The sequence below is a fragment of the Pseudomonas sp. 18173 genome, from assembly GCF_050432945.1.
Taxonomy (GTDB): Bacteria; Pseudomonadota; Gammaproteobacteria; order Pseudomonadales; family Pseudomonadaceae; genus Aquipseudomonas.
Genome location: NZ_JBKFTN010000002.1, coordinates 364,062 through 387,193 on the forward strand (window position 1 = coordinate 364,062; position 23,132 = coordinate 387,193).

A 23,132-nucleotide genomic window follows, 5' to 3' on the forward strand; every position below is an offset into this window, starting at 1 on the left:
GCCTCGCTCCTCTCAGCGTGCCGGCAGCACTTTGCCACGGCATTCGCCGAAGCCGATGGAGGCGAAACCGTCACGGCTGCAACGGCCGCGCAGGATGATTTCGTCACCGTCTTCAAGGAAGACGCGCACTTCGCCCGATGCCAGCTCGATCGGTTTTTTACCGCCCTCGGTAATTTCCAGCAGGCTGCCGAACTGACCGCTCTCAGGCCCCGACAACGTGCCCGAGCCGAACAGATCACCGGCCTGCAACTGGCAACCATTGACGCTGTGGTGCGCGACCATTTGCGCCACGGTCCAGTACATGTGCCGGGTGTTGCTCAGGGTCAGGCGATGGGCCGGCAGGTTTTGCTCGCGCATGGCCTCGGTGAGCAGCAGGACTTCCAGTTCGATGTCGAACGCGCCAGCGGCCTGATCGCGCTTGTCGAGCAGGTATGGCAGCGGCTGCGGATCGCCCTGCGGACGTGCAGGCTGGGCACGACGGAACGGCTCCAGCGCTTCGGCGGTGACCACCCACGGCGAGATGCTGGTGATGAAGCTTTTCGACAGGAACGGCCCCAACGGCTGGTATTCCCAGGCCTGGATGTCCCGTGCCGACCAGTCGTTGAGCAGGCAGAAACCGGCGATGTGATCGGTAGCGTCGCCAATGGCAATCGAGTCGCCCATGTCGTTGCCCTGGCCAATCCAGATGCCCAGTTCCAGTTCATAGTCCAGGCGCGCGCAAGGGCCAAAGGTCGGTTCGCTCTGACCGGCCGGCAAGGTCTGGCCTTTCGGACGGCGCACGTCGGTACCGGACGGGCGAATGGTCGACGCACGACCGTGGTAGCCGATTGGCACGTACTTGTAGTTCGGCAGCAACGGGTTGTCGGGACGGAACAGCTTGCCGACGTTCTGTGCGTGCTCGATACCGACATAGAAGTCGGTGTAATCGTTGATTTTCGCCGGCAGGTGCATCTGGCAATCCGCCGCCAGCGGCAGCAGTTTTGCGCCCTGGGCTTCGATCTTGCCGTGCAGGGTGCTGCCCTCGGCGAACAGTTCCAGCAAACGCTCGCGCAACGCGACGCGAGCCTCGCGACCCAGTTCGAAGAAGGCATTCAACTGCCCGCCACGGGTCGCTTCGACCGCCGTTTTCGCGGCGCCATCGAACAATCCGGCCTCAAGGGCCGCTTGCAGATCAAAGATGTGCTCGCCGATGGCCACGCCACTGCGCGGTGCCGAACCGTTGAGGCTGAACACGCCCAGCGGCAGGTTTTGCAACGGGAAATCAGCATGGCCATTGGCGGATGCAACCCAGCTGCGAGTGATGGAAGTCTGCGTCATGGGTTATCTCCGGGTCGGGTCGAAAGTGGCGGGCAGCGTAGCCCAGCAGGCATCGTAAGTGTTTTGCAGTTGCGGGCAATCGAGGGCGAAACGGCTTGGGCGCAACACCTGGCTGGTCTCGAACATGAACGCCATGGTGTTGTCGATTTTCGCCGGCTTGAGGTCAGCGTTGATCGCTTTGGTGCAAGTCTCCCCGTCCGGACCGTGGGCGCTCATGCAGCTATGCAAAGATGCGCCGCCAGGCACGAAACCTTCAGCCTTGGCGTCGTATTCGCCCTGGATCAAGCCCATGTATTCGTTCATCAGGTTGCGGTGGAACCACGGCGGACGGAAGGTTTTCTCGGCCACCATCCAGCGTGGCGGGAAGATCACGAAGTCGAGGTTGGCCAGGCCGTGGACGCTGGTTGGCGAGGTCAACACGGTGAAGATCGACGGATCAGGGTGATCGAAACTGACGGTGCCGATGGTGTTGAAACGGCGCAGGTCATATTTGTACGGCACGTTATTACCGTGCCAGGCAACCACGTTGAGCGGCGAATGATTGAGCTCGCATGCCCACAACTGGCCGAGGAACTTCTGCACCAGCGTGGTGGGTTGTTGCAGGTTTTCATAGGCCGCCACCGGGGTCAGGAAGTCCCGTGGATTGGCCAGGCCATTGCTGCCGATCGGCCCCAGGTCCGGCAGACGCAGCGGCGCACCATGGTTTTCGGCAACGTAACCGCGGGCTTGCGGGTCGAGCAGTTCGATGCGGAATTTCAGGCCGCGCGGCAGTACGGCAATTTCCAGCGGCTCCAGTTCAAGCACGCCGAGTTCGGTGGCAATGCGCAGGCGCCCCAGTTCAGGCACCAGCAACATCTCGCCGTCGGCATTGAAGAACACACGCTCCATGGAACGGTTGGCGCGATAGTTGTAGATGCTGATCCCGGCCGGTTTTTCTGCGCCCGAGTTGGCGGCCATGCTCACCAGGCCGTCGATGAAATCGGTCGGCTCGGCGGGAATGTCCAGCGGGTTCCAGCGCAGGCGATTGGGAGTCACGTCACCCAGCGCCCCCCCGGCCAGTTGCCGATCAAGCTTGACGAACGCCGGATGGTTGGCCGACGGCTGAATGCGGTACATCCAGGTACGACGCGCCTCGCTGCGCGGCATGGTGAATGCCGTGCCGGAGAACAGTTCGGTGTAGAGGCCGTACGGGGCTTTTTGCGGGGAATTCTGGCCGACAGGCAGTGCGCCGGGCAACGCTTCGCTGCTGAATTCGTTGCCAAAGCCTGACAGGTAGGCCAACGCTGGCGTCGTTGAATCGGGGTTCATGGAGCCTCCTGAACAGGGAGTCGGCCGTGGCCGCTCGCTCTGATGCAGAGCTCGAGGCACGCCCGAGTTATTTTTATCGTAATTTGATTACGCATAACGTAATTTGATCGACATCCACCGTCAAGCTATAAAGACGGCAATTTGTTTCCGGATCACAGTGCCACCATGGAAAAAACCAGCGACAACAACGGTAAACAGAAAGTCCGCTCGGCCGAGGTTGGCACCGACATCCTCAAGGCACTGGCCGAGTTGTCGCCTTCGACTTCGCTGTCGCGTCTGGCCGAACACGTGCAGATGCCGGCGAGCAAGGTCCACCGCTATTTGCAGGCCTTGATCGCCAGCGGCTTTGCCGAACAGAACGCTGCCACCAACCATTACGGGCTGGGCCGTGAAGCCTTGCGCGTTGGGCTGGCGGCACTCAACAGTATGGACGTGCTGAAAGTCGCCGCCCTGCCGCTCGCCGAATTGCGCGATGACTTGAACGAAACCTGTTTTCTGGCGGTGTGGGGCAATCAGGGCGCTACCGTGGTGCATATCGAACCGGCGGTGCGCGCGGTGACGGTGGTGACGCAATTGGGTTCGGTATTGCCATTGCTGAGCTCCTCGACCGGGTTGGTCTTCGGTGCTTACCTGCCTGCACTGGAAACCATGGACTTGCGCGCTCAGGAATTACACAACAGCAGCGCCCACGCCCTGGCCGATCCGCAGGTGTACGCGACGATTTGCGAGCAGATCCGCCAACGGGGCCTGCATCATGTGCATGGGTTGTTGATGCCCGGGGTGGATGCCTTGTCGGCACCGGTGTTCAACGCGATGGGCAAGATTGCCGCAGTGCTGACAGTGGTCGGGCCGACCTCGCTGTTTCACGCCGATGAAAACGGTCCGGCAGCGCAGCGCTTGTTGGCGGCCACCCGGGCGGTGAGTTGGCGCATGGGCTTCGACCCCGCCACGTCGCCCCTCTGAACGCAGCGATTGTGCCGGCTACGTGTGCAATATCAATCCCATCTTCTTCGCCATGGCCACGGCTTGAGTACGACGTTCAACGCCCAGCTTGCTATGAATTCGCCGGGCATGGGTCTTGACCGTATGCAGTGAAATGAACAGTTGCTCGGCGATTTGCTGATTGGAGTTGCCTTGAGCAATCAGGCCAAGCACTTCAAGCTCTCGTCCGCTCAACAGGCTGGCATCGGTGCTCATGTCCGCCGCTGGCGCCGCGCCCTGTAAACGACAGAGCAGACCGGGCCGGCGCAACGCCAATTCGCGTAATGCCTGTTGCCCGTTGCAGCGGCTTGCCAGCACCAGGCCCACATCCAGCGCAGCCTTGGCCGACACAGAGTCGCCCATCCGGTCCGCCACTTCGCAGAGCACCAGTTGCAGCTCTGTTTCCAACGCCAGCATGGCGTGCTGTTGTGCGTGATCGAGCAACTCCTTGAGCCGCCCCAGCGGGTCTGGCGCCTGGTTCAAATGGGTCTGCGCCAACACCAGTTGGTACTCGATACGGGCAATCAGCTGAAGCGTGGCCGGTGGCGCCTGGCGCGCACGAGGCCCGCGATAGTGACGCAAGACACGGGTCAGCGCCTCGCAGGCCAATTCTGCTCGCCCTTGTTGCAGCCAGAAATGGCTGCTGATCTGCAGCAGCACACTACGATAGACCGTGTCGGGAATCTGCCGCTGCTGCATCACGCGCTCGGCTTCGCGCAGACGATCAAACGCATGGGCGTAATCGCGCTGATTGGCGGCTATCTGCGCTTGCCCAAGAAAGCCATACAGCGCGTGCTTGTCCTGGCTTTGCAGGCAGTCCTCCAGGCCGGACTGGAAAAAACCGGCGGCCAACTCATCTTGTCCCTGACAGAGCGCCAACCGCCCTCGCCGCAGAGCGATTCGTCCCAATAACGGCGTCGGTCGATCAGACTGTCGGGACAACAGTGAAAAGACATCTGCCAACAAGCCCTCGGCGCGCCGGAACGCCCCGCGCAGCTCCAGCAACTGCGCGTGATCGAGCTCAAGCAGCCCTTCGAACAATAACGAACTCTGGGCGCGCGCCAGACACAACGCCTCACGATTGAACGCCAGTGCCGCATCGAGTTCGCCGTTGAGCAACGCCTGCTGGGTCAGGCCCGACAGGCACAACAACCGCGCCGGCCAGGCATCGGCGCTCAACTCGCCCAGCGCATCGAGAAAGTGTCCGCGGGCGGCCTCCATTCGGCCCTGCAAATGCAGTAACCAGCCCTGTTGCGCTTGCCAGCGGGCCAGCAGTTGCCGCTGCAGCGCCTGCGTAGGCTGCGGGGCAAATCGGGCCAGTTGCTCGATGCACTCGGCGGCATGGTCGAAGCGTCCGGCAAACAACAAAGCGGCGGTAACCAGTCCCACCAATTGCGGCGTGACGAGGGTCAGCTCAGCGTGCTGACGCTCGTGGAGTTTCAATAAAAGGCAGACATTTTCACGCCGGAACAAATGCTCGAAACTGAAGTGCTGCAACAGGCTGACTGCGACTTCGTACTCTTGAGCCAGCAGCGCCTGTTCGAAGGCGCCTTGCCAGTCCTCTTCGGCGCTGAACCATTGGCAAGCGCGGCGATGCCAGGATCGCCCCGCCGGGGTCGGCTCTTCACGCATCGCCCGGGCCAGTGGCTCGAAGATCCGCAACCACTCGACGGAGTCTTCCCAGGGTTCGATGAAGCAGCCCATTTCCTGCAATGCGTGAAGCCACTGCGCGCCCTCCCCCGTACCGAAAAGATGCTCGCACAAGCTGGCATTGAAGCGAGGCAGATGAACCAATACCAGCCAGACCTCAACCAATTCCGATGGCAAGGTGTTGAACAACTCATGTTGCAGATAATCGAGCAATGTTGCCGAACGCCCCTGCTCACCCGCCCACGGGCAACCATTGAGTAACGCGATCCGCACGCCGGCGCACCAGCCACCGCTGCGCCCAACCACCCTTTTGGCGGTTTGTGCCGCCAGGATCGGCTCGACATGACCGAGCAATTGCTCGACCTCGGCCTCGGTAAACGCCAGCGCCCGGCCTTCGCACTCGTACAACTCATCATCCAGCAGCAGCCGCGGCCAGTTGCAGGAGGGTCGTCGACGAGAGCTCAGCCACCAGGTGACCATCGGGCTGGCGACGGCCAACAGGCGATCGAGCACCCGGTCGAGTTCCGGGTTGGGTGCACGGCAGAAATCGTCGAGAAACAGCCAGGTCGGTGTCTGTAATCGGGCCAGATGCGCCAGCAGCCCCGGCTCATCCGCCGAGGGCAGATCCAGCGCCTGCGTCAGGCGCAACAGAAAATCGCCCGCACTCAACGACTGCCCCGCCAGCGGCAACCAACAGACCCGACAGTGCTCCGGCGCTCGCAACAGGCACTCGGTGAGCAACGCGCTCTTGCCACTACCGGCCGGTGCACAAAGCAACTTCACCCGCGCAACCGAGACCAGCATGGGCTCAATCAGCCGCTCGCGGGACAGATGATGGGACGACAGTCGGGGCAAGAAGCCAGGGCGGTCCAGACAGTGCGTCATTGCAGTCATTGTGGTACGCCTTTTTTATAATTCTGGCGCCACCCTAGCCCCCACCCGAGCGCTTGTTGAAGAAGTATTCAACACACTGATCGCCCCCTATAAAAAAGGTGACCATAAGGTCACCCTTTTGTGTAGGAGGCTGTAGGAAACCTACCTCACCCCAGTGCTACGCAAGGCCGCTGGTGTGTAGTCCCCTGCTTTTGCATCGATGTTGAATTCGAAGCTGCGCTTCTCTTCGTTCTTCATTCCCAGGGCGATATAGCGACCGGCAATCAGGTCATACAGCGCTTCGACGGTGTAGGCCGGCACCTGGTGATCGTAGTAGAACTGCGCATGCCCCTCGGCGACGCGCCAGAGTTGGCCGCGCCCGTCGTAGTGGTCGGCCAGGGCCACCTGCCAGCTGTCTTCATCGATGTACATGTGGCGCTTGGCGTACACATGCCGCTCGCTCGGCTTGACCGTGGCGACGACTTCCCAGACCCGGTGCAACTCATAGCGAGTCAGGTCCTGATTGATGTGCCCGGCCTTGATCACGTCGGTGTACTTGAGCTCTGGCGAATCGAGCTTGTAGCTGTTGTAGGGAATGTACATCTCCTTCTTGCCGACCAGTTTCCAGTCGTAGCGATCCGGCGCGCCGGAAAACATGTCGAAGTTGTCGGTGGTGCGCAAGCCATCGGATGAGGTACCGACGCCGTCATAGGCCACCTGCGGCGCACGCCGTACCCGCCGCTGGCCAGCGTTGTAGATCCAGGCCTTGCGCGGTTCCTTGACCTGGTCGAGGGTCTCGTGAACCAGCAATACGTTGCCCGCCAGCCGCGCCGGCGCGGTCACTTCCTGCTTGAAGTAATTGAGGACGTTATCGTCGCTGCCCGGTTTCAGGTCGCTGAGCAACGACGGCACGGCGACCTCGTCCTTGAAGCGGATCACCGTGAAATCGCCATTGGACTGCGGTGTTGCCTGGGTGATGGTGCGCCGCAGATTGCCGCCGTGGTAACGGGTCACGTGGTTCCAGATCACTTCCACGCCATTCTTCGGAATCGGGAATGCGTAGTAGCGATTGCCGGTGAAGTTGGCCAGACCGTTACCGTCGTTGATCGGTGTCACGTTCAGCGCACTGCGCTTGGCCGACTCATAAATCTCCGTCGGCAATGCCACGGTGCGGTGGCTGGGGTAGACCGGAATCCGGTAGGTCTCGGGGTAGCGCTTGAACATCGCGATCTGGCCGTCGGAGAGTTTGTCCTTGTACTTGTCGACGGTCGCCGCGGTGATCACGAACAACGGCTTTTCACTGGCGAACGGGTCAGCCAGGAAACCCTTGCTGTCCACCGCCCCGGCGTTTTTCGGGATGCCGCCGGTCCAGGCCGGAATCGAGCCATCGGCATTGCCGGCCTTCTCGGCACCCAGCGGTGTCAGGCTGGTGCCGAGCTTGTTGGCTTCTTCCGGCGATACCGCGGCCATCACGTTGACAGCCAGCAACCCGAGGGTCAGCGCGCCCAGTTGCAACATTGTCTTGCGCATCGAAATCATCCTTATCAGCCAGATCAGAAGTTCACGCCAAAGCTCAACGCCACGAAGTCACGGTCGGTCAGGGTGTTGAAGTCCCCGCCGAAGAAGTCGGTGTAACTGAGGCTTGCGGTGTAGGTGTTGCGATAGTCCGCATCGACACCGAGGCTGATGGCCTTGGCGCCTTCGTTGAACAGGCCGTTGGGGCCAAAGCCTGAGACGTCGTGGGACCACGAGAGGTTGGGTCTGACGTTGATCCCGGCAATGAGGTTGTTGTAGTCGAGGATGGCCCGGGCGCGGTAACCCCATGAGGTCGAGGTCACGAAGCCGTCGGTATCGCCGCCGAACCCATACTGGCCATACACCGAGTCGCGGCCATAGCGCAGTTTGGTGCGTGCTTCCAGGCCGCCGACCCGGACCACCGCCGCCTCGCCCACCAGGGTCAGGCGATCTGCACCCGCGACCTGATCGATGAAGTGCGTCAGGGTGCTTTGGATCTGCGTCACCTCCTTGCGGCGGTAGCCTTTGTTGTCGGCCCCCGGTGACGTGGCAATGGGTGATGCTGCGCCGCCCGCGATAGGGTTGAGCAATGCCAGGGTCAGGTCATTGGTGTTGACCTGCACCGGGGCGTTGGGGCGGTAGCTGATTTCCCCGCTCCACGCGGTGCCGGTGGATAACGTGGTGGAGAAGCTGGCGCCGTAGAGGCGGATGTCCTCCGGGTATTCGAGGTAATACTGGCCGCGACCGAGCATCACGCTTTGCGCCAGGCCTGAACCGCTGCCAGGGGCGATGCGGTTGGCGGTAGCGACGATCCCCGGAATGCTCGCCAGTGTACTGAGGCCGGCGGTGGTGGTCCCGACGCTCGGGCCGCGGCTGTGGTAGTTCAGGAAGTACAGGCCGTACTCGGTGTCATCCCCAAGCCAGCGCAACGCCGTACCCCACTGCCCGGAATCCCGGGCATCGCGGTCGCCACCACGGGGAACGATCACGCCCTCCCTGCTGACCTCGAAGCCCTGGCCAAAGGCAGCCGCTATCGGCTGCAACGGTGCAATGGCCGGGCTGGCGACGGTGTAGCCCTTGTTGCAGCCGTCCGCCACCACATCGACACCAAAGAAGGTGCCACAGTTATCGACGACCGTCTGGTCCCATTCCAGTTGATAGAAACCTTCGACGGTCAACTTCTCTGTCAGGCCCTGGGAGGCGAACAGCATGTTGACCGGAATCAGGCCCTCCTTGATCTCGGCTCCTGGACGACGGAACGCAGACACGTCGACCGGGTTGATGCTGTTGATCGAGTTGCCGATGAAAGTGCTCTCGCCCCAACTGACCACCTGCTTGCCGGCGCGAACCGTGCCCGGCAAATCGGCGAGGGAGTAGTTGTGGTAGACGAAAGCGTCGAGGATTTGCCCGCCGGAAGACTTGGCGCCTTCTTTGCGATTGTGATCGCTGATGTCCTTGAATGGGCGGCTTTCATCCTTCAGCTCGAAGTCGTACCAGTACTTGCCACGCACAAACGCGCCGGTGTCGCCGTACTTCAATTCGAGGTCGTGAATACCCTTGAAGATCTTCGAGTAGGTTTCGCCCTTCTTGAAGTTCAATCGCCCGTCGTCGCCGGTCGAAGACTGGCCAGAACCGCCATTGACGATGCCCACCAGGGATTTATCCGCATCACGCATGCCCCAGCTCGCGCCGACCGACAACGAGGAGTCGAACGTCCCCTCGATTTCCCCGATGTTGAATGAAAGGGCCTGCGCCTGGGCGCAACAGCCTAATGCAACCGCGGCCGCCAGCGCCTGCGGTGTGAAGATGGCGCGCATTGTTGTTTTTGTCATGCGTCTTCCCCGGTGAGTGACAGAAGGCCTCACCCTACTGCCGGGCACCGGGGTCGATAAGCGCACCAAGGAGGTATTCGTGGTGTACCTCTAAAGGATGACTGGCACCGGGGCATCATCCAGACGACGAGCGCCCGATTCCTCACTGTTGCCCGGGTTGCAACAGTGCATGTCCGGAATTGGTATTTTTCCTACAGCACCAAGGGCTTATTCTTATCTCGCTGCCACGGTAAACCACCGCAAGGCACGATGTGCCGGTCTGCGCCGTGATGAAAGATTTCAGATGAGTCGAAGATTCGGTTCATCGCCCCATGTTCACTGACGTTGATTTGTAGCTCCTGATCCAACGTCTTACCTTGGCCGCTGCGTTTGCAGCGGCCTTTTTTATGGGCGGTGGTTTTTGCTGAGTAACGGTTGCCAGTCGGTAACCCTGACGATCCAGACCATATTTCGCACGCCTACATTTCTTTCAGAAAGCGGCTACAAGCATAGGTAACCACCAAAAGCGCTCACGCCATTAAGTTGAACAGCAAGTCGGCGAACGACTTCAAACCTACTTATTGCGAGTGCAATCATGAAACCCATCAATTACAACCAGTATCGTTCGATCAGAAGCGTCAACAGTCGAGTACGCTTTCTGATCCTTCACTACACGGCGGGCAACTTCACCAGTTCGATCAATGCCCTGACCGGTCCAAACGTCAGCGCGCACTATCTGGTTCCAGACATTACCGACCCCAGCTATCTGAACGCCGGTTACACCGGGCAGGAAGTTTTCAATCTGGTGGATGAAGCCAATCGCGCGTGGCACGCGGGCGTCAGTCAGTGGGGTAACCGCAGCAATCTGAATGACACGTCGATCGGCATTGAAGTCGTCAACCTGGCGACTGACAACAAAGGCGAATTCACCTTCCCGCCCTATCACCCCGAGCAGATTGCTGCGATTGAACAACTGGCGCTGAACATCCTCAAGCGCTACCCGGATATCACGCCGACGCAGGTTCTGGGTCACTCTGATATTTCGATCGGCCGCAAAAGTGATCCGGGGCCGATGTTTCCCTGGCATGCGCTGCACTTGAAAGGCGTCGGCGCCTGGTTCGATGAATGCACTCGGGACGAGTATCTGTGCCAATACAGGACATCGGGCATCCCGGCCCGAAGCGAATTGCTGGGTTTGTTCAAAACCTATGGATACGATATTTCGGAGGCGTCAACGGAAGGCGGTTTTCAACAGTTGGTGCGGGCATTCCAGATGCATTTTCGTGCGGAAAACTTCGACGGAAAAATGGACGCTCAAACAGCCGCCAATCTGAAGGCCCTGGTATTCAAATACTTTCCCGCCTGAGCGTTGGCAAACGGTTTTTCAACCGATAGATGCAATAACCGGCAAGGTCAGTCAATGTGACCTTGCTGGCACTTTCAGAGCGAATACTTCTGCAGATTCCCCATCATTTCCTTCAGCGCTTCGATGTTGTCCTTCGGATGTGCCGCGCCTTCGAAATCGCAAATCTGCTGCCAGTGCGCCGCCACGTCTTCCGGGGAGAAACCCGCCCGTGGATCGAACCCGACGCCGAGGCTGCGTTCCCAGCGGACCTTGCCCATCCAGCCGCCGCCGACTTCGAACAGGCCGGAAGTTTCCTGGCAGTTCTCGCTGGCCAGGTACACCACCAGCGGGCTGACCAGTTCCGGCTTGAGCTGTTCGAAGACTTGCGGCGGGATCAGGCCTTCGGTCATGCGCGTGCCGCCGGTGGGGGCGATGGCGTTGACCAGGATGTTGTTCTTGCGGCCTTCGATGGCCAGGGTGCGGGTCAGCCCATAAAGGCCGAGCTTGGCCATGCCGTAGTTGGACTGGCCGAAGTTGCCATAGATGCCCGAAGTCGAGGCGGTGAAAATCACCCGGCCGTAATTCTGTTCACGCATGTGCGGCCAGGCGGCGCGGGTAACTTTGTAGGCGCCTTCGACGTGGACGCGGTAAACCAGGTCCCAGTCGGCGTCGTCCATTTTGTGGAAGGTCTTGTCACGCAGGATCCCGGCGTTGTTGACCACCACGTCGACGCGACCGAAGACATCCAGGGCGTTTTGCACCAGTTTGTCGCCGTCGGTGACCGAGTCGTGGTTGGCCACGGCGGTGCCGCCGGCTTCGCGAATTTGCGCGACCACGCGGTCGGCGGCCGAAGCGTTGGCGCCTTCGCCCTGGGCCGAGCCGCCGAGATCGTTGACCAGTACCCTGGCACCCTGTTTGGCGAACAGCAGTGCATGCGCCCGCCCCAGGCCACCACCGGCACCGGTGATGATCACGACTTTATCTTCGAAGCGCACAGATTCATTCATGGGGGGACTCCAGCAGGCCAAGGGACAATGAGTCCGAGTTTCAGGCACGGCGCAGTGGGTCACAATGAACACGGGGGAGGCTGAATGGTGCGCGATAAGGCTGGGGGATGATTGATGTCGAAATAGACATGCCCCCCTCGCCACAACAGTTCAATTCAAGGGTCAGGAACACGCCACCTTGCGCGGCGGCAAGAGCAGTTGATCGCGAAACGCCAGGTAATGCTTGAGCACCTCGCAGGGCGCCTCGATCTGTGGGTAGTGGCCAATGTCGGGCAACACCACCGTGTCCGCATCCGGTATCAGTTCCCGATAACGTTCGACCATGTGCTCGCCGGAAACCGGATCGACCCCGCCATCGATGACGCGTAGCGGCACTTCACCGCGCTGCATCGCGCTCACCCAGCGGTTGCGCCAGACGCGTCGCTCCGGGATGTAGGCGATCAATTTGTGCATGATCCGTGGCCCCCGGTGGCTCTCGATCAGGCTCCAGAAATCATCCATCTGGCTTTCACTGGGCCGGGTCTGCGGACCGAAAACCTGGCGGAAGCTTCTCACCAGACCATCGCGGCTGAAGGCGCGGCCAATCATCCAGCCCAGAGGGCTGAGCAAGAGTTTTTGCATCAATACCGGGTGATGGGTTTCCGGAAACAACCCGCCATTGAGAAACACGCAACTGGCCAGCGCCACGCGCGATTCATAATGCCGGGCCAGCAGTTCCTGGGCCACGCTGTCGCCATAATCGTGGGCGAACAGGTGCACCGGCTGTTCGACCTTCAAGTGTTCAAGCAATGCCTGCTGCAGATCCGCCTGCTCCAGCAGGCTGTATTCGTGATTCGCCGGTTTGGCCGAATCGCCGAAGCCCAGCATGTCACAAGCGATCACGCGAAAACGCTGGGCCAATGGCTGCCACAGGTAATGCCAGTCCCAGCTGGCGGACGGAAAACCGTGGATGAGCAACAGCGGCTCACCCTGCCCGGCTGTCCAGTAACGGATGCTCTGGCCACGGAATACGAACGTCTGGCTGCGTTTGCGCCAGACACACAGGGGGATTTCGGCGAGTGCCATTAGTATTTATAACCCGGGTCCAGTTTATCGAGTTTGCGCAGCAGCGCCGGCCAGGCCAGCGCTCCGCCCATTCCTTGAGCACTTCTGGTGACACCCGCGATCATGGCCTTGGCGCCGGCCAGAATCTGCGGTTCGATGGCGATCAGTTCAGCACCACCGTTTTGCGCCATGACCTGAATGTCGCAGGCACGCTGAAAGGTAAACATCATCAGGAACGTATCGGCGATGGTGCTGCCGCAGGTCAGCAGACCGTGGTTATGCAGCATCAGGAAATTGTTTTCACCGAGGTCGGCCTGTAGTCGCACTTTCTCTTCATGGTTGAGCGCTACGCCTTCGTAGGCGTGGTAAGCCAGGCTGGACAGCACGAACAGCGACTGTTGGCTGATCGGCAAAACGCCCTGCTTCTGTGCGGACACGGCAACTCCCGAAGCCGTGTGGGTGTGGAGCACACAGACGACATCGTGACGGACTTCATGCACGGCGCTGTGGATGGTGTAGCCCGCCGGATTGATCTCGTAGGGACTGTCCATCAGCTTGTTGCCGGCCTGATCCACCTTGACCAGACTTGACGCGGTAATTTCATGAAACATCAACCCGAACGGGTTGATCAGGAAATCTTCGGTGCCGGGCACCTTGGCGGAGATATGGGTGAAAATCAGGTCATCCCAACCATGCTGGGCGACCAGGCGATAACAGGCTGCCAGGTCAACACGAGTCTGCCACTCGGCAGCACTGACCTGGTCTTTGACACTGTGTGGCGATTGGGCGGGAGCGACTGTCACGGCAAGAAAGCCTCGGTGTTTTTATTATGGAGTGTTTCCTATGATTACCGAGTCTAGTCAGCCCTTGAGGCTCGTGTAGTTGCATTGGCAGCCAGCTTGATGGCCCAGCGAGTCAGTCGCCTTGCTGCCTTGGATCCATGTCAAATGACCGGCGCCAGCAAGGGTCTGACAGGCAGTTTTCAGTGCACTGTCAGAACCCTGACCGGTATTGGGTGCCGTGAAAATGTCAGTCGCGCAGGGCCCTGATCAGCTCCGCCAGCCAAGGCTCGGCGTCCGTTTCGGGGGTCACGCTTTCGCTGGCGTCAAGGCGCAGCATCGGCAGTATTTCGCGAATGCCCAGCTCACCGAACAATTCGCGCATCTGCTCGCCGCCGCCACAAAAGGTGTCGCCATAACTCGCATCGCCCAATCCGATCACCGCGCCTGGCAAACCGCGCCAGGCCGCTGGCAATTGGTCACGAATGGTCGAGTACAGCGGTTGCAGGTTGTCCGGCAACTCGCCCATGCCGGTGGTCGACGTCACCGCCAGAAAGGCTTCGGGGCCAAATGCCTGGACATCGGCGAGGGTCGCACGGGGGTTATGCCAGGTTTCGAAACCGGCAGCTTTCAACAGGCTGGCGGCGTGACGGGCAACTTCTTCAGCGGTGCCGTACACCGAGCCGGAAATGATGGCGACTTTCATCAATCTGATCCTGAATTCGAGTAAAAGACCCGGATATTAACAGCACGGTCGTGATTGTTCTTTTAGAATGCAAAAGACAATCAATCAGGAAAGGATACTCCGATGATCAACGCAAAACTGCTGCAACTGGCCATCAACGCCTCCAACGACGGAATCGTGATTGCCGAAAAGGAAGGCGATCAGGACAAGATCCTGATTTACGTCAACCCGGCGTTCGAGCGCCTGACCGGTTACACCAGCGAAGAAATCCTCTACCAGGATTGCCGCTTCCTGCAGTCGGGCGACCGCGATCAGGATGCGCTGCCAAAGATTCGTGACGCGTTGAACAATGAAGGATCGTGTCGGGAAATCCTGCGCAATTACCGCAAGGACGGCACACCGTTCTGGAATGAGCTGTCCCTTTCGACGGTAAAAAACTCGAATGACGGACAGGTTTATTTTATCGGTGTACAGAAAGACGTCACCCTGCAGGTCAAGGCGCAGCAGCGCGTGATTCAGCTGGAGGCGCAGCTGGCTGAAGTCCAGGCCGAGCTTGCTGCATTGAAGGCGACGAACGGCAAAAACAAAAGCCAGAATTAATGGTCAGTTACTACAATCACCAATGACTTTGTAACTATACCTTTCGAGCTGGCCATGCAACGTGACGCACTCCTGACCCAGGACGAGCTGGATTTCATCCAGACCATGCACCACAACCCGCAACTCAATGTGCGGGATGCGACGTCGAGCCTGCTCGTCAATGGTGGATCGCAAATCCGTGACCTGCTCACCCGCCTCGCGGCCCATGAGCAGGTCACCATTCAGGCCAGCTTCGAAAACCAGCAAATGACCTTTCCCCTGCACCTGGTGGAAGACGAGTTCCATGCGCTGCATTTGCGTCTCGGCGTGCCGAGCATCTATGAGGACGGGCCGATGGTCCGGCCTTGGCGCCTGGTGCTGGACGAACCGGTAGCGTTGGAAAACGCCCAGGGCCAACCTGGCACCCTGTGGGTACACGAAGTGTCGTGCAAAGGGGTTTTGCTGGAGGTTCGCAACAAGACCAAGCCGCCCAAGCATTTTGCCTTGTGGTTCAGCCCGTCAGGTTATGAGCGGATTGCCTTGCGTGGCACTTTCGAGAAAGAAAACGAACAGGGCTTCTACGCCTATCAGTTGAACCAGAGCGATACCGACGAAACCGAACGTCTGCGCCAGTTCATCCTGCAACAGCATCGCCTGACTCACCCAGCGCTGCATCTCTGAACCTCAAGTATCCAGGCTACCCGCCAGGAACTGTTTCAGACGCTGGCTCATGACCTCCCCTTCATTGCCCAGGCAACCGATCGATGACCCGGCGAGACTCTCCTGCGCCAGGTCAGAAGCATCGCCGGCCAGCAACAACTGACAATCCAGGCTCATGGCCAGGCGACTCAAGCGCCGAGGCAACTCGGGCGCCGGCACATGATTGGAAAACAGCACCAGCGCCAAGGGCTTGATCCTTTCACACATCAACGCCAGCTCCTCGAACGGCTGGCCCATGTTCAGCACGCGAACGGCCGTTGGCCCGGAACTCAGGAACAGGGCGGCGACCAACAGTTCCAGTTCCCGGCAGTGGCCAACCAAAGCACAGATGACCACGCGGCGCGGCTGTTTTTCGCGCAGCAACAACAGACGCTGTAATACCCGAGAGCGCAGAAAACCATCCAGGAACAGCCACTCGCTGGTTCCTCCGAACTGGTCCTGACGTTGCATCAATTGCTTCCAGACGGGGATCAGAATGTCCTGAAACACTACCGGCAGGGTGTAGCTGGAAAAAATTTGCCCGTAGACCTGCTCCAGTCGAACGTCGTCAAACCCGTTGACCGCAGCCAGAACCTGCTGCTGCCACTGCGCGTAATCGGCTTGCACCAGGTTATCGGGGATGATGTGCGACAACGCCCGGAGCGGCTCGGTCCTGGCCAGTATCCTGCCGATCTTGCTGACGGCCACACCGCGCTCGATCCAGCCGAGGATACTGCGAACCCGCTCAATATCGGTCAGCGAATACAGGCGATGCCCACTTTCAGTGCGTGTTGGCACGACCAGCCCGTAGCGACGCTCCCATGCACGCAGCGTGACCGGGTTGACACCAGTCAGGCGCGCCACCTCGCGAATGGGAAAGAGCTCTTCCTGTTCGAGAGGGGCAATCTGCGTGGCTTCTGAAGTAACGTCAGTAAGTAAGGGCATCCTGCTGCAACATCCCTGTATCGTCCAAGCCTCATTCTAACTCGCCTGCCCCGTAAAGATTCCGTAAAAAAACCATATGCCGCGAACCAGCGAAAAACGTCGCAGACGCGGCTGGGCGAATCAGGAATAATCCTTGCTTGTTCCGAGTCACAGCCCACCACCCCGGCGCTGTGCCTGGCGAAGTTCCTATCCGGAGCGACGCGAATGTATTATGGAGATACACAATGTCTACCCCTCCCGTCACGCTGATGGTCGCGCGTCGTGTTGCCAACGGTCGCTATCAAGACCTGATCGCCTGGTTACGCGAAGGCGAACAACTGGCCACCGACTTTCCTGGCTACCTCGGCTCCGGCGTACTCGCACCGCCGCCCGGCGATGACGAGTTCCAGATTATCTTCCGCTTTGCCGACGAGCAGACCCTGCATGTCTGGGAGCATTCCGCCTCGCGCAGCGCCTGGCTCGGACGCGGCAGCGACCTGTTCGCCCACCCGACAGAACATCGGGTCAGCGGCATCGAGGGCTGGTTCGGTGCCACCGGGCAACGCCCGCCGCGCTGGAAACAGGCCGTGGCGATCTGGCTGGCGTTCTTTCCGGTTTCACTGCTGTTCAACTTTGCGCTGGGGCCGCTGCTGAGCGAGATGGCGCTGCTGCCCCGCGTGTTCATCAGCACCCTGTGCCTGACGCCGTTGATGGTGTATTTCTTCATCCCGCTGTCGACCCGCTTGCTGGCCAATTGGCTGAACAGCACGCCAGCACGGCCATTGCCCGCCGAAGCCACCGTCCAAAATCGCTGATCCCCCTGTGGGAGCGAGCCTGCTCGCGAAGACGCCAGAACATTTGACATCATTGTTGACTGACCCACCGCATTCGCGAGCAGGCTCGCTCCCACAGAGGATGCCGCACAAATAGGTAGACTGCTTGTGTCGCTGGTATAGTTTTGCTCTCACCGCGACGCGAGCCGTTCATGACTTCTTCCGCAGCCCCTGTCCTCATTACCGGCGCCGGCCAGCGTGTCGGCCTGCACTGCGCCCGGCGACTGCTGGAAGACGGCCATCGCGTGATCTTCAGCTACCGCAGCGAGCGTCCCGGCGTACAAGCCTTGCGCGACCTGGGGGCCACCGCGGTCTACGCGGACTTCGCCAGTGAGTCCGGGATCCTCGCCTTCATCAGCGAGTTGAAAACCCACACCGACAGCTTGCGGGCAATTGTCCACAACGCCTCCGAGTGGCTGGCTGAAACACCGGACACTGACGCCGCGGCATTCACCCGCATGTTCAGCGTGCACATGCTGGCGCCTTACCTGATCAACCTGCATTGCGCCGAACTGCTGCAACGCTCGAGCCCCGCCGATATCGTGCACATCAGCGATGACGTGACCCGCCGGGGCAGCAGCAAGCACATCGGCTATTGCGCCAGCAAAGCCGGGCTCGACAGCCTGACCCTGTCCTTCGCCGCCAGGTACGCGCCGGCCATCAAGGTCAACGGAATCGCGCCGGCCCTGCTACTGTTCAACCCCGAGGACGACGCGGCCTATCGCGCCAAGGCGCTGGCCAAGTCCGCACTGGGTATCGAGCCCGGCAGCGAAGTGGTCTACCAGAGCCTGCGCTATCTGCTCGACAACCCTTATGTCACCGGCACCACCCTGACCGTCAACGGCGGAAGGCACATCAAATAAGTGTCCCGCGAGGATTTTCCATGACGTTATCCCTGCCCCAGAACGACCTGTCCCAGAGCTATCGCGAGATCCTCATCGGCGTCGGCGAAAACCCCGACCGCGAAGGCTTGCTCGATACGCCGATGCGCGCGGCCAAAGCCATGCGGTACCTTTGCCATGGTTACGAGCAAAGTGTCGAAGAGATCGTCAACGGCGCGCTGTTCGCCTCCGACAACGATGAAATGGTGATCGTCGACAACATCGAGCTGTACTCGCTTTGTGAGCACCACCTGCTGCCCTTCATCGGCAAGGCGCATGTGGCTTATATTCCGACCGGCAAGGTGCTGGGCCTGTCGAAGATTGCACGGCTGGTGGACATGTTCGCCAGGCGCCTGCAAATCCAGGAAAACCTTACCCGGCAAATCGCCGACGCCGTGCAACAGGTGACCGACGCGGCAGGCGTCGCAGTGGTCATCGAAGCGCAGCACATGTGCATGATGATGCGCGGCGTCGAGAAACAGAACTCGACCATGAACACCTCGGTGATGCTCGGCGCCTTCCGCGAGTCGAGTAACACCCGCCAGGAGTTCCTGCAATTGATTGGACGGAGCAAGTAGCAATGCCACAACTTCAGCCAGGCATGGCACGCATTCGGGTCAAAGACCTGTGCCTGCGTACCTTCATCGGCATCAACGAGGATGAAATCCTCAACAAGCAGGATGTGCTGATCAACCTCACCATCCTGTACGCAGCCCAGGAAGCGGTACGGGACAACGACATCGATCACGCGTTGAACTACCGCACGATCACCAAGGCGATCATCGCCCACGTGGAAGGCAACCGCTTTGCGCTGCTCGAACGCCTGACCCAGGAAATTCTCGACCTGGTGATGGCCAACGCATCGGTGCTCTACGCCGAGGTGGAAGTCGACAAGCCCCACGCGCTGCGATTCGCCGAGTCGGTGTCGATTACGCTTGCAGCGAGCCGCTAGCTTCAAGCCACAAGCGCCAAGCTGTAAACTTGCAGCCACCGCCATCCAACCTGCAGCTTGAAGCTTGCCGCTTGAAGCTGTCTCGCAGAGACCACCATGAACGACCAACAACGCCTGGAACTCGAAGCCGCCGCCTTTCGCCGGCTGGTGGCCCACCTGGACAGCCGCAAGGATGTGCAGAACATCGACCTGATGAACCTCTCCGGCTTCTGCCGCAACTGCCTGTCCAAGTGGTACAAGGCCGCGGCTGACGAACGCCAGATCGAGGTCAGCCTCGACGAAGCCCGCGAAGTGGTTTACGGCATGCCGTACGCCGAATGGAAAGCCCAATATCAGCAAGAAGCCAGCGCCGAACAACAGGCGGCGTTCGCCAAAGGAAAACCCAATGAGTGATTTGAACACCCTGCGCGCCAGCCTCAACAGCGGCGAACACGTTTTTGCCGACACCCTGGCCTTCATCGCCGCCGGTTACGACTACCAGCCCCAGGCCTTCAACAATGGCGGCGTGGAAAACGCAGCCGGGCAGAACGAAGGCTCGTGCAAGACCCTGGGTCTGGCGCTGCTTGAGGGCTTGAGCGATGAAGAAGCGCTGCTGGCGTTCGGTGAGCATTACCGCTCGGTGCTGGCGACGCCGGAAGGCAGCGATCACGGCAATATCCGCGCGTTGATTGCCCATGGTCTGGCGGGGGTGAAATTCGCCCGGCAGCCGCTGACCCGCCGCTGAACCAAACTCTACTCCAAACCTGAACCCTGTGGGAGCGAGCCTGCTCGCGATGGACGCAAGAACACCGCGGGGTTTCAGGTAACCAGCGTTATCGTTGACGATCATCGCGAGCAGGCTCGCTCCCACAGGGTAGAGATGCAGAGGTTTAACCGCAGTTCCCGACTTTTAAGATTGACCCGGCGACTTTATTTCGTTTGCCGCGTACCACCGCTCGCGGCTTAGATAAAAAGAAGTCCTCCTTCTTCCGAGCCGGTCATTCATGCGCAGCGAAACCATCAGCCAGTCGATCAACATCGTTCACCCCGTCACGCTCAGCCACGGCAAAAACGCCGAGGTCTGGGACACCGATGGCAAACGCTACATCGACTTTGTCGGCGGCATCGGCGTGCTGAACCTCGGTCATTGCCATCCGCGCATCGTCGAGGCCATTCGCGAACAAGCCACCCGACTGACCCACTATGCGTTCAACGCCGCCCCCCATGTGCCTTACCTCGAACTGATGGATCGCCTCAGCGCGTTCATGCCAGTGGAATACCCGGTCAGCGGCATGCTCACCAACAGCGGCGCGGAAGCGGCGGAGAACGCCCTGAAGATCGTCCGCGGTGCCACCGGCCGTACCGCGGTCATCGCCTTCGACGGCGCATTTCACGGCCGCACGCTGGCCACGCTCAACCTCAATGGCAAAGTCGCGCCCTACAAACAGAAAGTCGGCGTGCTGCCGGGGCCGGTGTATCACCTGCCGTTCCCCAGTCGGGACAACGGCGTGACTTGCGCTGACGCGCTAAAGGCCATGGAGCGGTTGTTCAGCGTCGAGATCGATGTCGAAGACGTTGCCTGCTTTATCGTCGAGCCGGTGCAGGGTGAAGCAGGTTTCCTGGCCATGGAGGCCGAGTTCGCCCAGATGCTGCGCAAATTCTGCGACGACAAGGGCATTGTGCTGATCGCCGATGAAATCCAGTCCGGTTTCGGTCGTACCGGCCAGCGCTTTGCCTTCTCGCGACTGGGTATCGAGCCTGACTTGATCCTGCTCGGAAAAAGCATCGCCGGCGGCGTGCCGCTGGGCGCGGTGGTGGGGCGTAAATCGCTACTGGATAACCTGCCCAAGGGTGGCCTGGGAGGCACCTATTCCGGTAACCCCATCGCCTGTGCGGCGGCATTGGCGACCCTGGACGAAATGACCGATGCCAACCTGCATGCCTGGGGCACGCAGCAGGAAGAGGCGATTGTCGGCCGCTACCAAGCCTGGCGCTCAAGCAGGCTGACGCCGTACTTGGGTCGCCTGACCGGCGTCGGCGCCATGCGCGGCATCGAGCTGATCAACGCCGACGGCTCGCCAGCAGCGGCACAACTGACCCAACTGCTGGCCCTGGCGCGGGACGCCGGGCTGCTGCTGATGCCCAGCGGCAAATCACGGCACATCATTCGCCTGCTGGCGCCGCTGACCACCGAGGCGGCGGTGCTGGAGGAAGGGCTGGATATCCTGGAAGCGTGCCTGAAGAAATTGACCTGATTCACAGCGCCCACTGTAGGAGCGAGCACGCTCGAGAAGAACCTGAGAGCCCCGCGGGGTGTCAGGCTCCCCGCGTTATCGTTGACGACCATCGCGAGCGTGCTCGCTCCTACAGGGGTATATGCATTTTCCGAAGGCACAAAAAAACCGGCCGAAGCCGGTTTTTTCGTTTCTACAGAATCAAGCGTTCTGCAGATTGTCCAGATAACGCTCGGCATCCAGTGCCGCCATGCAACCGGCACCAGCCGAGGTGATGGCCTGACGGTAAACGTGGTCAGCCACGTCACCGGCGGCGAAGATGCCTTCGAGGCTGGTGGCAGTGGCGTTGCCGTCACGGCCGCCCTGCACGACCAGGTAGCCGTCTTTCAGGGTCAGCTGGCCTTCGAACAGCGAAGTGTTCGGCGTGTGGCCGATGGCGATGAACACACCGTCGACTTTCACTTCGTCGAAGCTGCCGTCGTTGTTCTTCAGGCGGGCACCGGTCACGCCCATGTTGTCGCCCAGCACTTCATCCAGGGTTGCGTTGAGCTTGAGCTCGATCTTGCCTTCGGCAACGCGGGCGTTCAGCTTGTCGATCAGGATCTTCTCGGCGCGGAAAGTTTCGCGACGGTGGATCAGGGTGACCTTGCTGGCGATGTTGGCCAGGTACAGGGCTTCTTCGACAGCGGTGTTGCCGCCACCGACCACGGCAACCGGCTTGTTGCGATAGAAGAAACCGTCGCAGGTTGCGCAGGCGGAAACGCCTTTGCCCATGAACGCTTCTTCCGAAGGCAGGCCCAGGTAACGAGCGCTGGCGCCGGTGGCGATGATCAGGGCGTCGCAGGTGTAAGTCGCGCTGTCGCCGGTCAGGGTGTATGGCTTGGCGGCGAAGTCCACGGCATTGATGTGATCGAAAACGATCTCGGTTTCAAAGCGCTCGGCGTGCTCACGCATCCGCTCCATCAGCGCCGGACCGGTCAGGCCGTGGACGTCGCCCGGCCAGTTATCGACTTCGGTGGTGGTGGTCAGTTGACCGCCGGCCTGCATGCCGGTGATCAGCAGTGGCTTGAGGTTGGCACGGGCGGCATAGACCGCGGCGCTGTAACCGGCAGGGCCGGAACCGAGAATAATCACACGCGAATGACGGACTTCAGACATGACCTGCTCCTGTTGACCGGCCCGGAATACCTGGCGCGGAACGCCGGATTGCCGGCTGGAATAAAAAAGAACGGTTGAAAGCACTTGGGGAAGGCTTGAACCCGACCGTCCTGTAAAAGATTGGGTGCAGCGTATCGAGGGGGCGAAGATTAAGGAAATACGGTTTAACAATCCAGCTCATAGGTGGTTTCTATGCAATCTGCCCGACGATATCGACGTCAGGGTATCTGAATGACGCTAACAGTTAGCGAGTGTAGGGATGCCAACACTTCCGGAGATGGGCCACGACGCCGATGGCGCTGCTTTGCTCGTGGATTCCAACCTTGCGTGCAGACCGCAATGTTTCAGACAGCCAGCGTCATCGTCAGGATTGGCTTCATTGTAGGAGCGAGCTGGCTCCGGGCGGCGTTCCGACGATGGGCGTTAACGATGACGCGGGAAACCTGAAGCCCCGCGGTGCGCTCGGGGTTTTCGCGAGCAAGCTCGCTCCTACAGGGGGGGGCGCCAAAAACAAAACCCCTACCTGCATACGCAGATAGGGGTTTCGGAATTTAATCTTGACGATGACCTACTCTCAC

At 60.2% G+C, this 23,132-nt stretch carries 22 protein-coding genes; 11 read left to right on the plus strand and 11 right to left on the minus strand.

The annotated features are described in order from the left end of the window. Positions 1 to 12: 12 nt before the first annotated feature. The gene (gene fahA / locus ACLD1X_RS03805; protein ID WP_429366186.1) at positions 13 to 1,317 is read right to left on the minus strand and encodes a fumarylacetoacetase; all 1,305 of its coding nucleotides are present in this window, start codon (positions 1,315 to 1,317) and stop codon (positions 13 to 15) included. 3 nt (positions 1,318 to 1,320) lie between these two features. Further along, complete coding sequence (gene hmgA, locus ACLD1X_RS03810; RefSeq protein WP_429366187.1) at positions 1,321 to 2,625, minus strand: homogentisate 1,2-dioxygenase; 1,305 nt, start codon at positions 2,623 to 2,625, stop codon at positions 1,321 to 1,323. A 165-nt stretch (positions 2,626 to 2,790) separates the two neighbouring features. Between hmgA and ACLD1X_RS03815 the strand changes: the two genes are divergently transcribed. Further along, positions 2,791 to 3,588: an IclR family transcriptional regulator gene (locus ACLD1X_RS03815; RefSeq protein ID WP_429366188.1), complete on the plus strand. Its 798-nt coding sequence runs from the start codon at positions 2,791 to 2,793 to the stop codon at positions 3,586 to 3,588. Between the two features lie 18 nt (positions 3,589 to 3,606). On the opposite strand, the gene ACLD1X_RS03820 is transcribed toward ACLD1X_RS03815, so the two are convergent. The 3 genes from ACLD1X_RS03820 to ACLD1X_RS03830 form a co-directional block, all read right to left on the minus strand. Next, entirely contained in the window at positions 3,607 to 6,150 is a 2,544-nt protein-coding gene (locus tag ACLD1X_RS03820; protein WP_429366189.1) for a LuxR C-terminal-related transcriptional regulator, read from the minus strand. A 141-nt stretch (positions 6,151 to 6,291) separates the two neighbouring features. Then, positions 6,292 to 7,659: a DUF1329 domain-containing protein gene (locus ACLD1X_RS03825; RefSeq protein WP_429366190.1), complete on the minus strand. Its 1,368-nt coding sequence runs from the start codon at positions 7,657 to 7,659 to the stop codon at positions 6,292 to 6,294. 23 nt (positions 7,660 to 7,682) lie between these two features. Beyond that, complete coding sequence (locus ACLD1X_RS03830) at positions 7,683 to 9,476, minus strand: DUF1302 domain-containing protein (RefSeq protein ID WP_429366191.1); 1,794 nt, start codon at positions 9,474 to 9,476, stop codon at positions 7,683 to 7,685. 574 nt (positions 9,477 to 10,050) lie between these two features. Here ACLD1X_RS03830 and ACLD1X_RS03835 point away from each other — a divergent pair. Beyond that, on the plus strand, positions 10,051 to 10,821 hold the full coding sequence (locus tag ACLD1X_RS03835; RefSeq protein ID WP_429366192.1) for an N-acetylmuramoyl-L-alanine amidase: 771 nt from the start codon (positions 10,051 to 10,053) through the stop codon (positions 10,819 to 10,821). A 74-nt stretch (positions 10,822 to 10,895) separates the two neighbouring features. Here ACLD1X_RS03835 and ACLD1X_RS03840 read toward each other — a convergent pair whose 3' ends face one another. From ACLD1X_RS03840 to ACLD1X_RS03855, 4 genes are all read right to left on the minus strand, one after another. After that, positions 10,896 to 11,807 carry an SDR family oxidoreductase gene (locus ACLD1X_RS03840; protein ID WP_429366193.1) on the minus strand — a complete coding sequence of 304 codons (912 nt, stop codon included), beginning with the start codon at positions 11,805 to 11,807 and terminating at the stop codon, positions 10,896 to 10,898. A 162-nt stretch (positions 11,808 to 11,969) separates the two neighbouring features. Further along, positions 11,970 to 12,872: an alpha/beta fold hydrolase gene (locus ACLD1X_RS03845; RefSeq protein WP_429366194.1), complete on the minus strand. Its 903-nt coding sequence runs from the start codon at positions 12,870 to 12,872 to the stop codon at positions 11,970 to 11,972. Continuing rightward, complete coding sequence (locus ACLD1X_RS03850) at positions 12,872 to 13,654, minus strand: class II aldolase/adducin family protein (RefSeq protein ID WP_429366195.1); 783 nt, start codon at positions 13,652 to 13,654, stop codon at positions 12,872 to 12,874. The genes ACLD1X_RS03845 and ACLD1X_RS03850 overlap by 1 nt, the downstream gene beginning before the upstream one ends. A 226-nt stretch (positions 13,655 to 13,880) precedes the next feature. After that, on the minus strand, positions 13,881 to 14,336 hold the full coding sequence (locus tag ACLD1X_RS03855) for a flavodoxin (protein WP_429366196.1): 456 nt from the start codon (positions 14,334 to 14,336) through the stop codon (positions 13,881 to 13,883). Between the two features lie 102 nt (positions 14,337 to 14,438). Here ACLD1X_RS03855 and ACLD1X_RS03860 point away from each other — a divergent pair, with 102 nt between their 5' ends. Beyond that, positions 14,439 to 14,915, plus strand: coding sequence for a PAS domain-containing protein (locus ACLD1X_RS03860; RefSeq protein WP_429366197.1), 477 nt, complete (start codon positions 14,439 to 14,441; stop codon positions 14,913 to 14,915). A 54-nt stretch (positions 14,916 to 14,969) separates the two neighbouring features. Next, on the plus strand, positions 14,970 to 15,575 hold the full coding sequence (locus tag ACLD1X_RS03865; protein ID WP_429366198.1) for a hypothetical protein: 606 nt from the start codon (positions 14,970 to 14,972) through the stop codon (positions 15,573 to 15,575). Positions 15,576 to 15,578: 3 nt separating this feature from the next. On the opposite strand, the gene ACLD1X_RS03870 is transcribed toward ACLD1X_RS03865, so the two are convergent. After that, positions 15,579 to 16,538: a MerR family transcriptional regulator gene (locus ACLD1X_RS03870; RefSeq protein WP_429366199.1), complete on the minus strand. Its 960-nt coding sequence runs from the start codon at positions 16,536 to 16,538 to the stop codon at positions 15,579 to 15,581. A gap of 224 nt (positions 16,539 to 16,762) precedes the next feature. Here ACLD1X_RS03870 and ACLD1X_RS03875 point away from each other — a divergent pair, with 224 nt between their 5' ends. The 7 genes from ACLD1X_RS03875 (at position 16,763) to ACLD1X_RS03905 (ending at position 21,417) form a co-directional block, all read left to right on the plus strand. Then, positions 16,763 to 17,332 carry an antibiotic biosynthesis monooxygenase gene (locus ACLD1X_RS03875; RefSeq protein WP_429366200.1) on the plus strand — a complete coding sequence of 190 codons (570 nt, stop codon included), beginning with the start codon at positions 16,763 to 16,765 and terminating at the stop codon, positions 17,330 to 17,332. A 170-nt stretch (positions 17,333 to 17,502) separates the two neighbouring features. Then, a complete protein-coding gene (folM, locus tag ACLD1X_RS03880) occupies positions 17,503 to 18,213 on the plus strand; it encodes a dihydromonapterin reductase (RefSeq protein ID WP_429366201.1) in 711 nt (236 codons plus the stop codon). Positions 18,214 to 18,233: 20 nt separating this feature from the next. Then, on the plus strand, positions 18,234 to 18,809 hold the full coding sequence (gene folE / locus ACLD1X_RS03885; RefSeq protein ID WP_429366202.1) for a GTP cyclohydrolase I FolE: 576 nt from the start codon (positions 18,234 to 18,236) through the stop codon (positions 18,807 to 18,809). A gap of 2 nt (positions 18,810 to 18,811) precedes the next feature. Then, positions 18,812 to 19,183 (plus strand): dihydroneopterin triphosphate 2'-epimerase, encoded by a 372-nt coding sequence (gene folX / locus ACLD1X_RS03890; RefSeq protein ID WP_007970304.1) that lies wholly within the window; start codon positions 18,812 to 18,814, stop codon positions 19,181 to 19,183. Between the two features lie 96 nt (positions 19,184 to 19,279). Beyond that, positions 19,280 to 19,576, plus strand: a complete 297-nt coding sequence (locus tag ACLD1X_RS03895) for a DUF1244 domain-containing protein (RefSeq protein ID WP_015093518.1) — start codon at positions 19,280 to 19,282, stop codon at positions 19,574 to 19,576. Beyond that, positions 19,569 to 19,907 (plus strand): HopJ type III effector protein, encoded by a 339-nt coding sequence (locus ACLD1X_RS03900; RefSeq protein ID WP_429366203.1) that lies wholly within the window; start codon positions 19,569 to 19,571, stop codon positions 19,905 to 19,907. The genes ACLD1X_RS03895 and ACLD1X_RS03900 overlap by 8 nt, the downstream gene beginning before the upstream one ends. Before the next feature lie 259 nt (positions 19,908 to 20,166). Then, the gene (locus ACLD1X_RS03905; protein ID WP_429366204.1) at positions 20,167 to 21,417 is read left to right on the plus strand and encodes a 2-aminoadipate transaminase; all 1,251 of its coding nucleotides are present in this window, start codon (positions 20,167 to 20,169) and stop codon (positions 21,415 to 21,417) included. A 180-nt stretch (positions 21,418 to 21,597) separates the two neighbouring features. Here ACLD1X_RS03905 and trxB read toward each other — a convergent pair whose 3' ends face one another. After that, the gene (trxB, locus tag ACLD1X_RS03910; RefSeq protein ID WP_095965873.1) at positions 21,598 to 22,554 is read right to left on the minus strand and encodes a thioredoxin-disulfide reductase; all 957 of its coding nucleotides are present in this window, start codon (positions 22,552 to 22,554) and stop codon (positions 21,598 to 21,600) included. Between the last annotated feature and the right edge of the window lie 578 nt (positions 22,555 to 23,132).

Excerpts from the sequence above, each read along its gene's own strand:
- fahA (WP_429366186.1), bottom strand. The coding sequence starts at position 1,317 with ATGACGCAGACTTCCATCACTCGCAGCTGGGTTGCATCCGCCAATGGC.
- hmgA (WP_429366187.1), bottom strand. The coding sequence starts at position 2,625 with ATGAACCCCGATTCAACGACGCCAGCGTTGGCCTACCTGTCAGGCTTT.
- ACLD1X_RS03815 (WP_429366188.1), top strand. The coding sequence starts at position 2,791 with ATGGAAAAAACCAGCGACAACAACGGTAAACAGAAAGTCCGCTCGGCC.
- ACLD1X_RS03820 (WP_429366189.1), bottom strand. The coding sequence starts at position 6,150 with ATGACTGCAATGACGCACTGTCTGGACCGCCCTGGCTTCTTGCCCCGA.
- ACLD1X_RS03825 (WP_429366190.1), bottom strand. The coding sequence starts at position 7,659 with ATGCGCAAGACAATGTTGCAACTGGGCGCGCTGACCCTCGGGTTGCTG.
- ACLD1X_RS03830 (WP_429366191.1), bottom strand. The coding sequence starts at position 9,476 with ATGACAAAAACAACAATGCGCGCCATCTTCACACCGCAGGCGCTGGCG.
- ACLD1X_RS03835 (WP_429366192.1), top strand. The coding sequence starts at position 10,051 with ATGAAACCCATCAATTACAACCAGTATCGTTCGATCAGAAGCGTCAAC.
- ACLD1X_RS03840 (WP_429366193.1), bottom strand. The coding sequence starts at position 11,807 with ATGAATGAATCTGTGCGCTTCGAAGATAAAGTCGTGATCATCACCGGT.
- ACLD1X_RS03845 (WP_429366194.1), bottom strand. The coding sequence starts at position 12,872 with ATGGCACTCGCCGAAATCCCCCTGTGTGTCTGGCGCAAACGCAGCCAG.
- ACLD1X_RS03855 (WP_429366196.1), bottom strand. The coding sequence starts at position 14,336 with ATGAAAGTCGCCATCATTTCCGGCTCGGTGTACGGCACCGCTGAAGAA.
- ACLD1X_RS03860 (WP_429366197.1), top strand. The coding sequence starts at position 14,439 with ATGATCAACGCAAAACTGCTGCAACTGGCCATCAACGCCTCCAACGAC.
- ACLD1X_RS03865 (WP_429366198.1), top strand. The coding sequence starts at position 14,970 with ATGCAACGTGACGCACTCCTGACCCAGGACGAGCTGGATTTCATCCAG.
- ACLD1X_RS03870 (WP_429366199.1), bottom strand. The coding sequence starts at position 16,538 with ATGCCCTTACTTACTGACGTTACTTCAGAAGCCACGCAGATTGCCCCT.
- ACLD1X_RS03875 (WP_429366200.1), top strand. The coding sequence starts at position 16,763 with ATGTCTACCCCTCCCGTCACGCTGATGGTCGCGCGTCGTGTTGCCAAC.
- folM (WP_429366201.1), top strand. The coding sequence starts at position 17,503 with ATGACTTCTTCCGCAGCCCCTGTCCTCATTACCGGCGCCGGCCAGCGT.
- folE (WP_429366202.1), top strand. The coding sequence starts at position 18,234 with ATGACGTTATCCCTGCCCCAGAACGACCTGTCCCAGAGCTATCGCGAG.
- folX (WP_007970304.1), top strand. The coding sequence starts at position 18,812 with ATGCCACAACTTCAGCCAGGCATGGCACGCATTCGGGTCAAAGACCTG.
- ACLD1X_RS03895 (WP_015093518.1), top strand. The coding sequence starts at position 19,280 with ATGAACGACCAACAACGCCTGGAACTCGAAGCCGCCGCCTTTCGCCGG.
- ACLD1X_RS03900 (WP_429366203.1), top strand. The coding sequence starts at position 19,569 with ATGAGTGATTTGAACACCCTGCGCGCCAGCCTCAACAGCGGCGAACAC.
- ACLD1X_RS03905 (WP_429366204.1), top strand. The coding sequence starts at position 20,167 with ATGCGCAGCGAAACCATCAGCCAGTCGATCAACATCGTTCACCCCGTC.
- trxB (WP_095965873.1), bottom strand. The coding sequence starts at position 22,554 with ATGTCTGAAGTCCGTCATTCGCGTGTGATTATTCTCGGTTCCGGCCCT.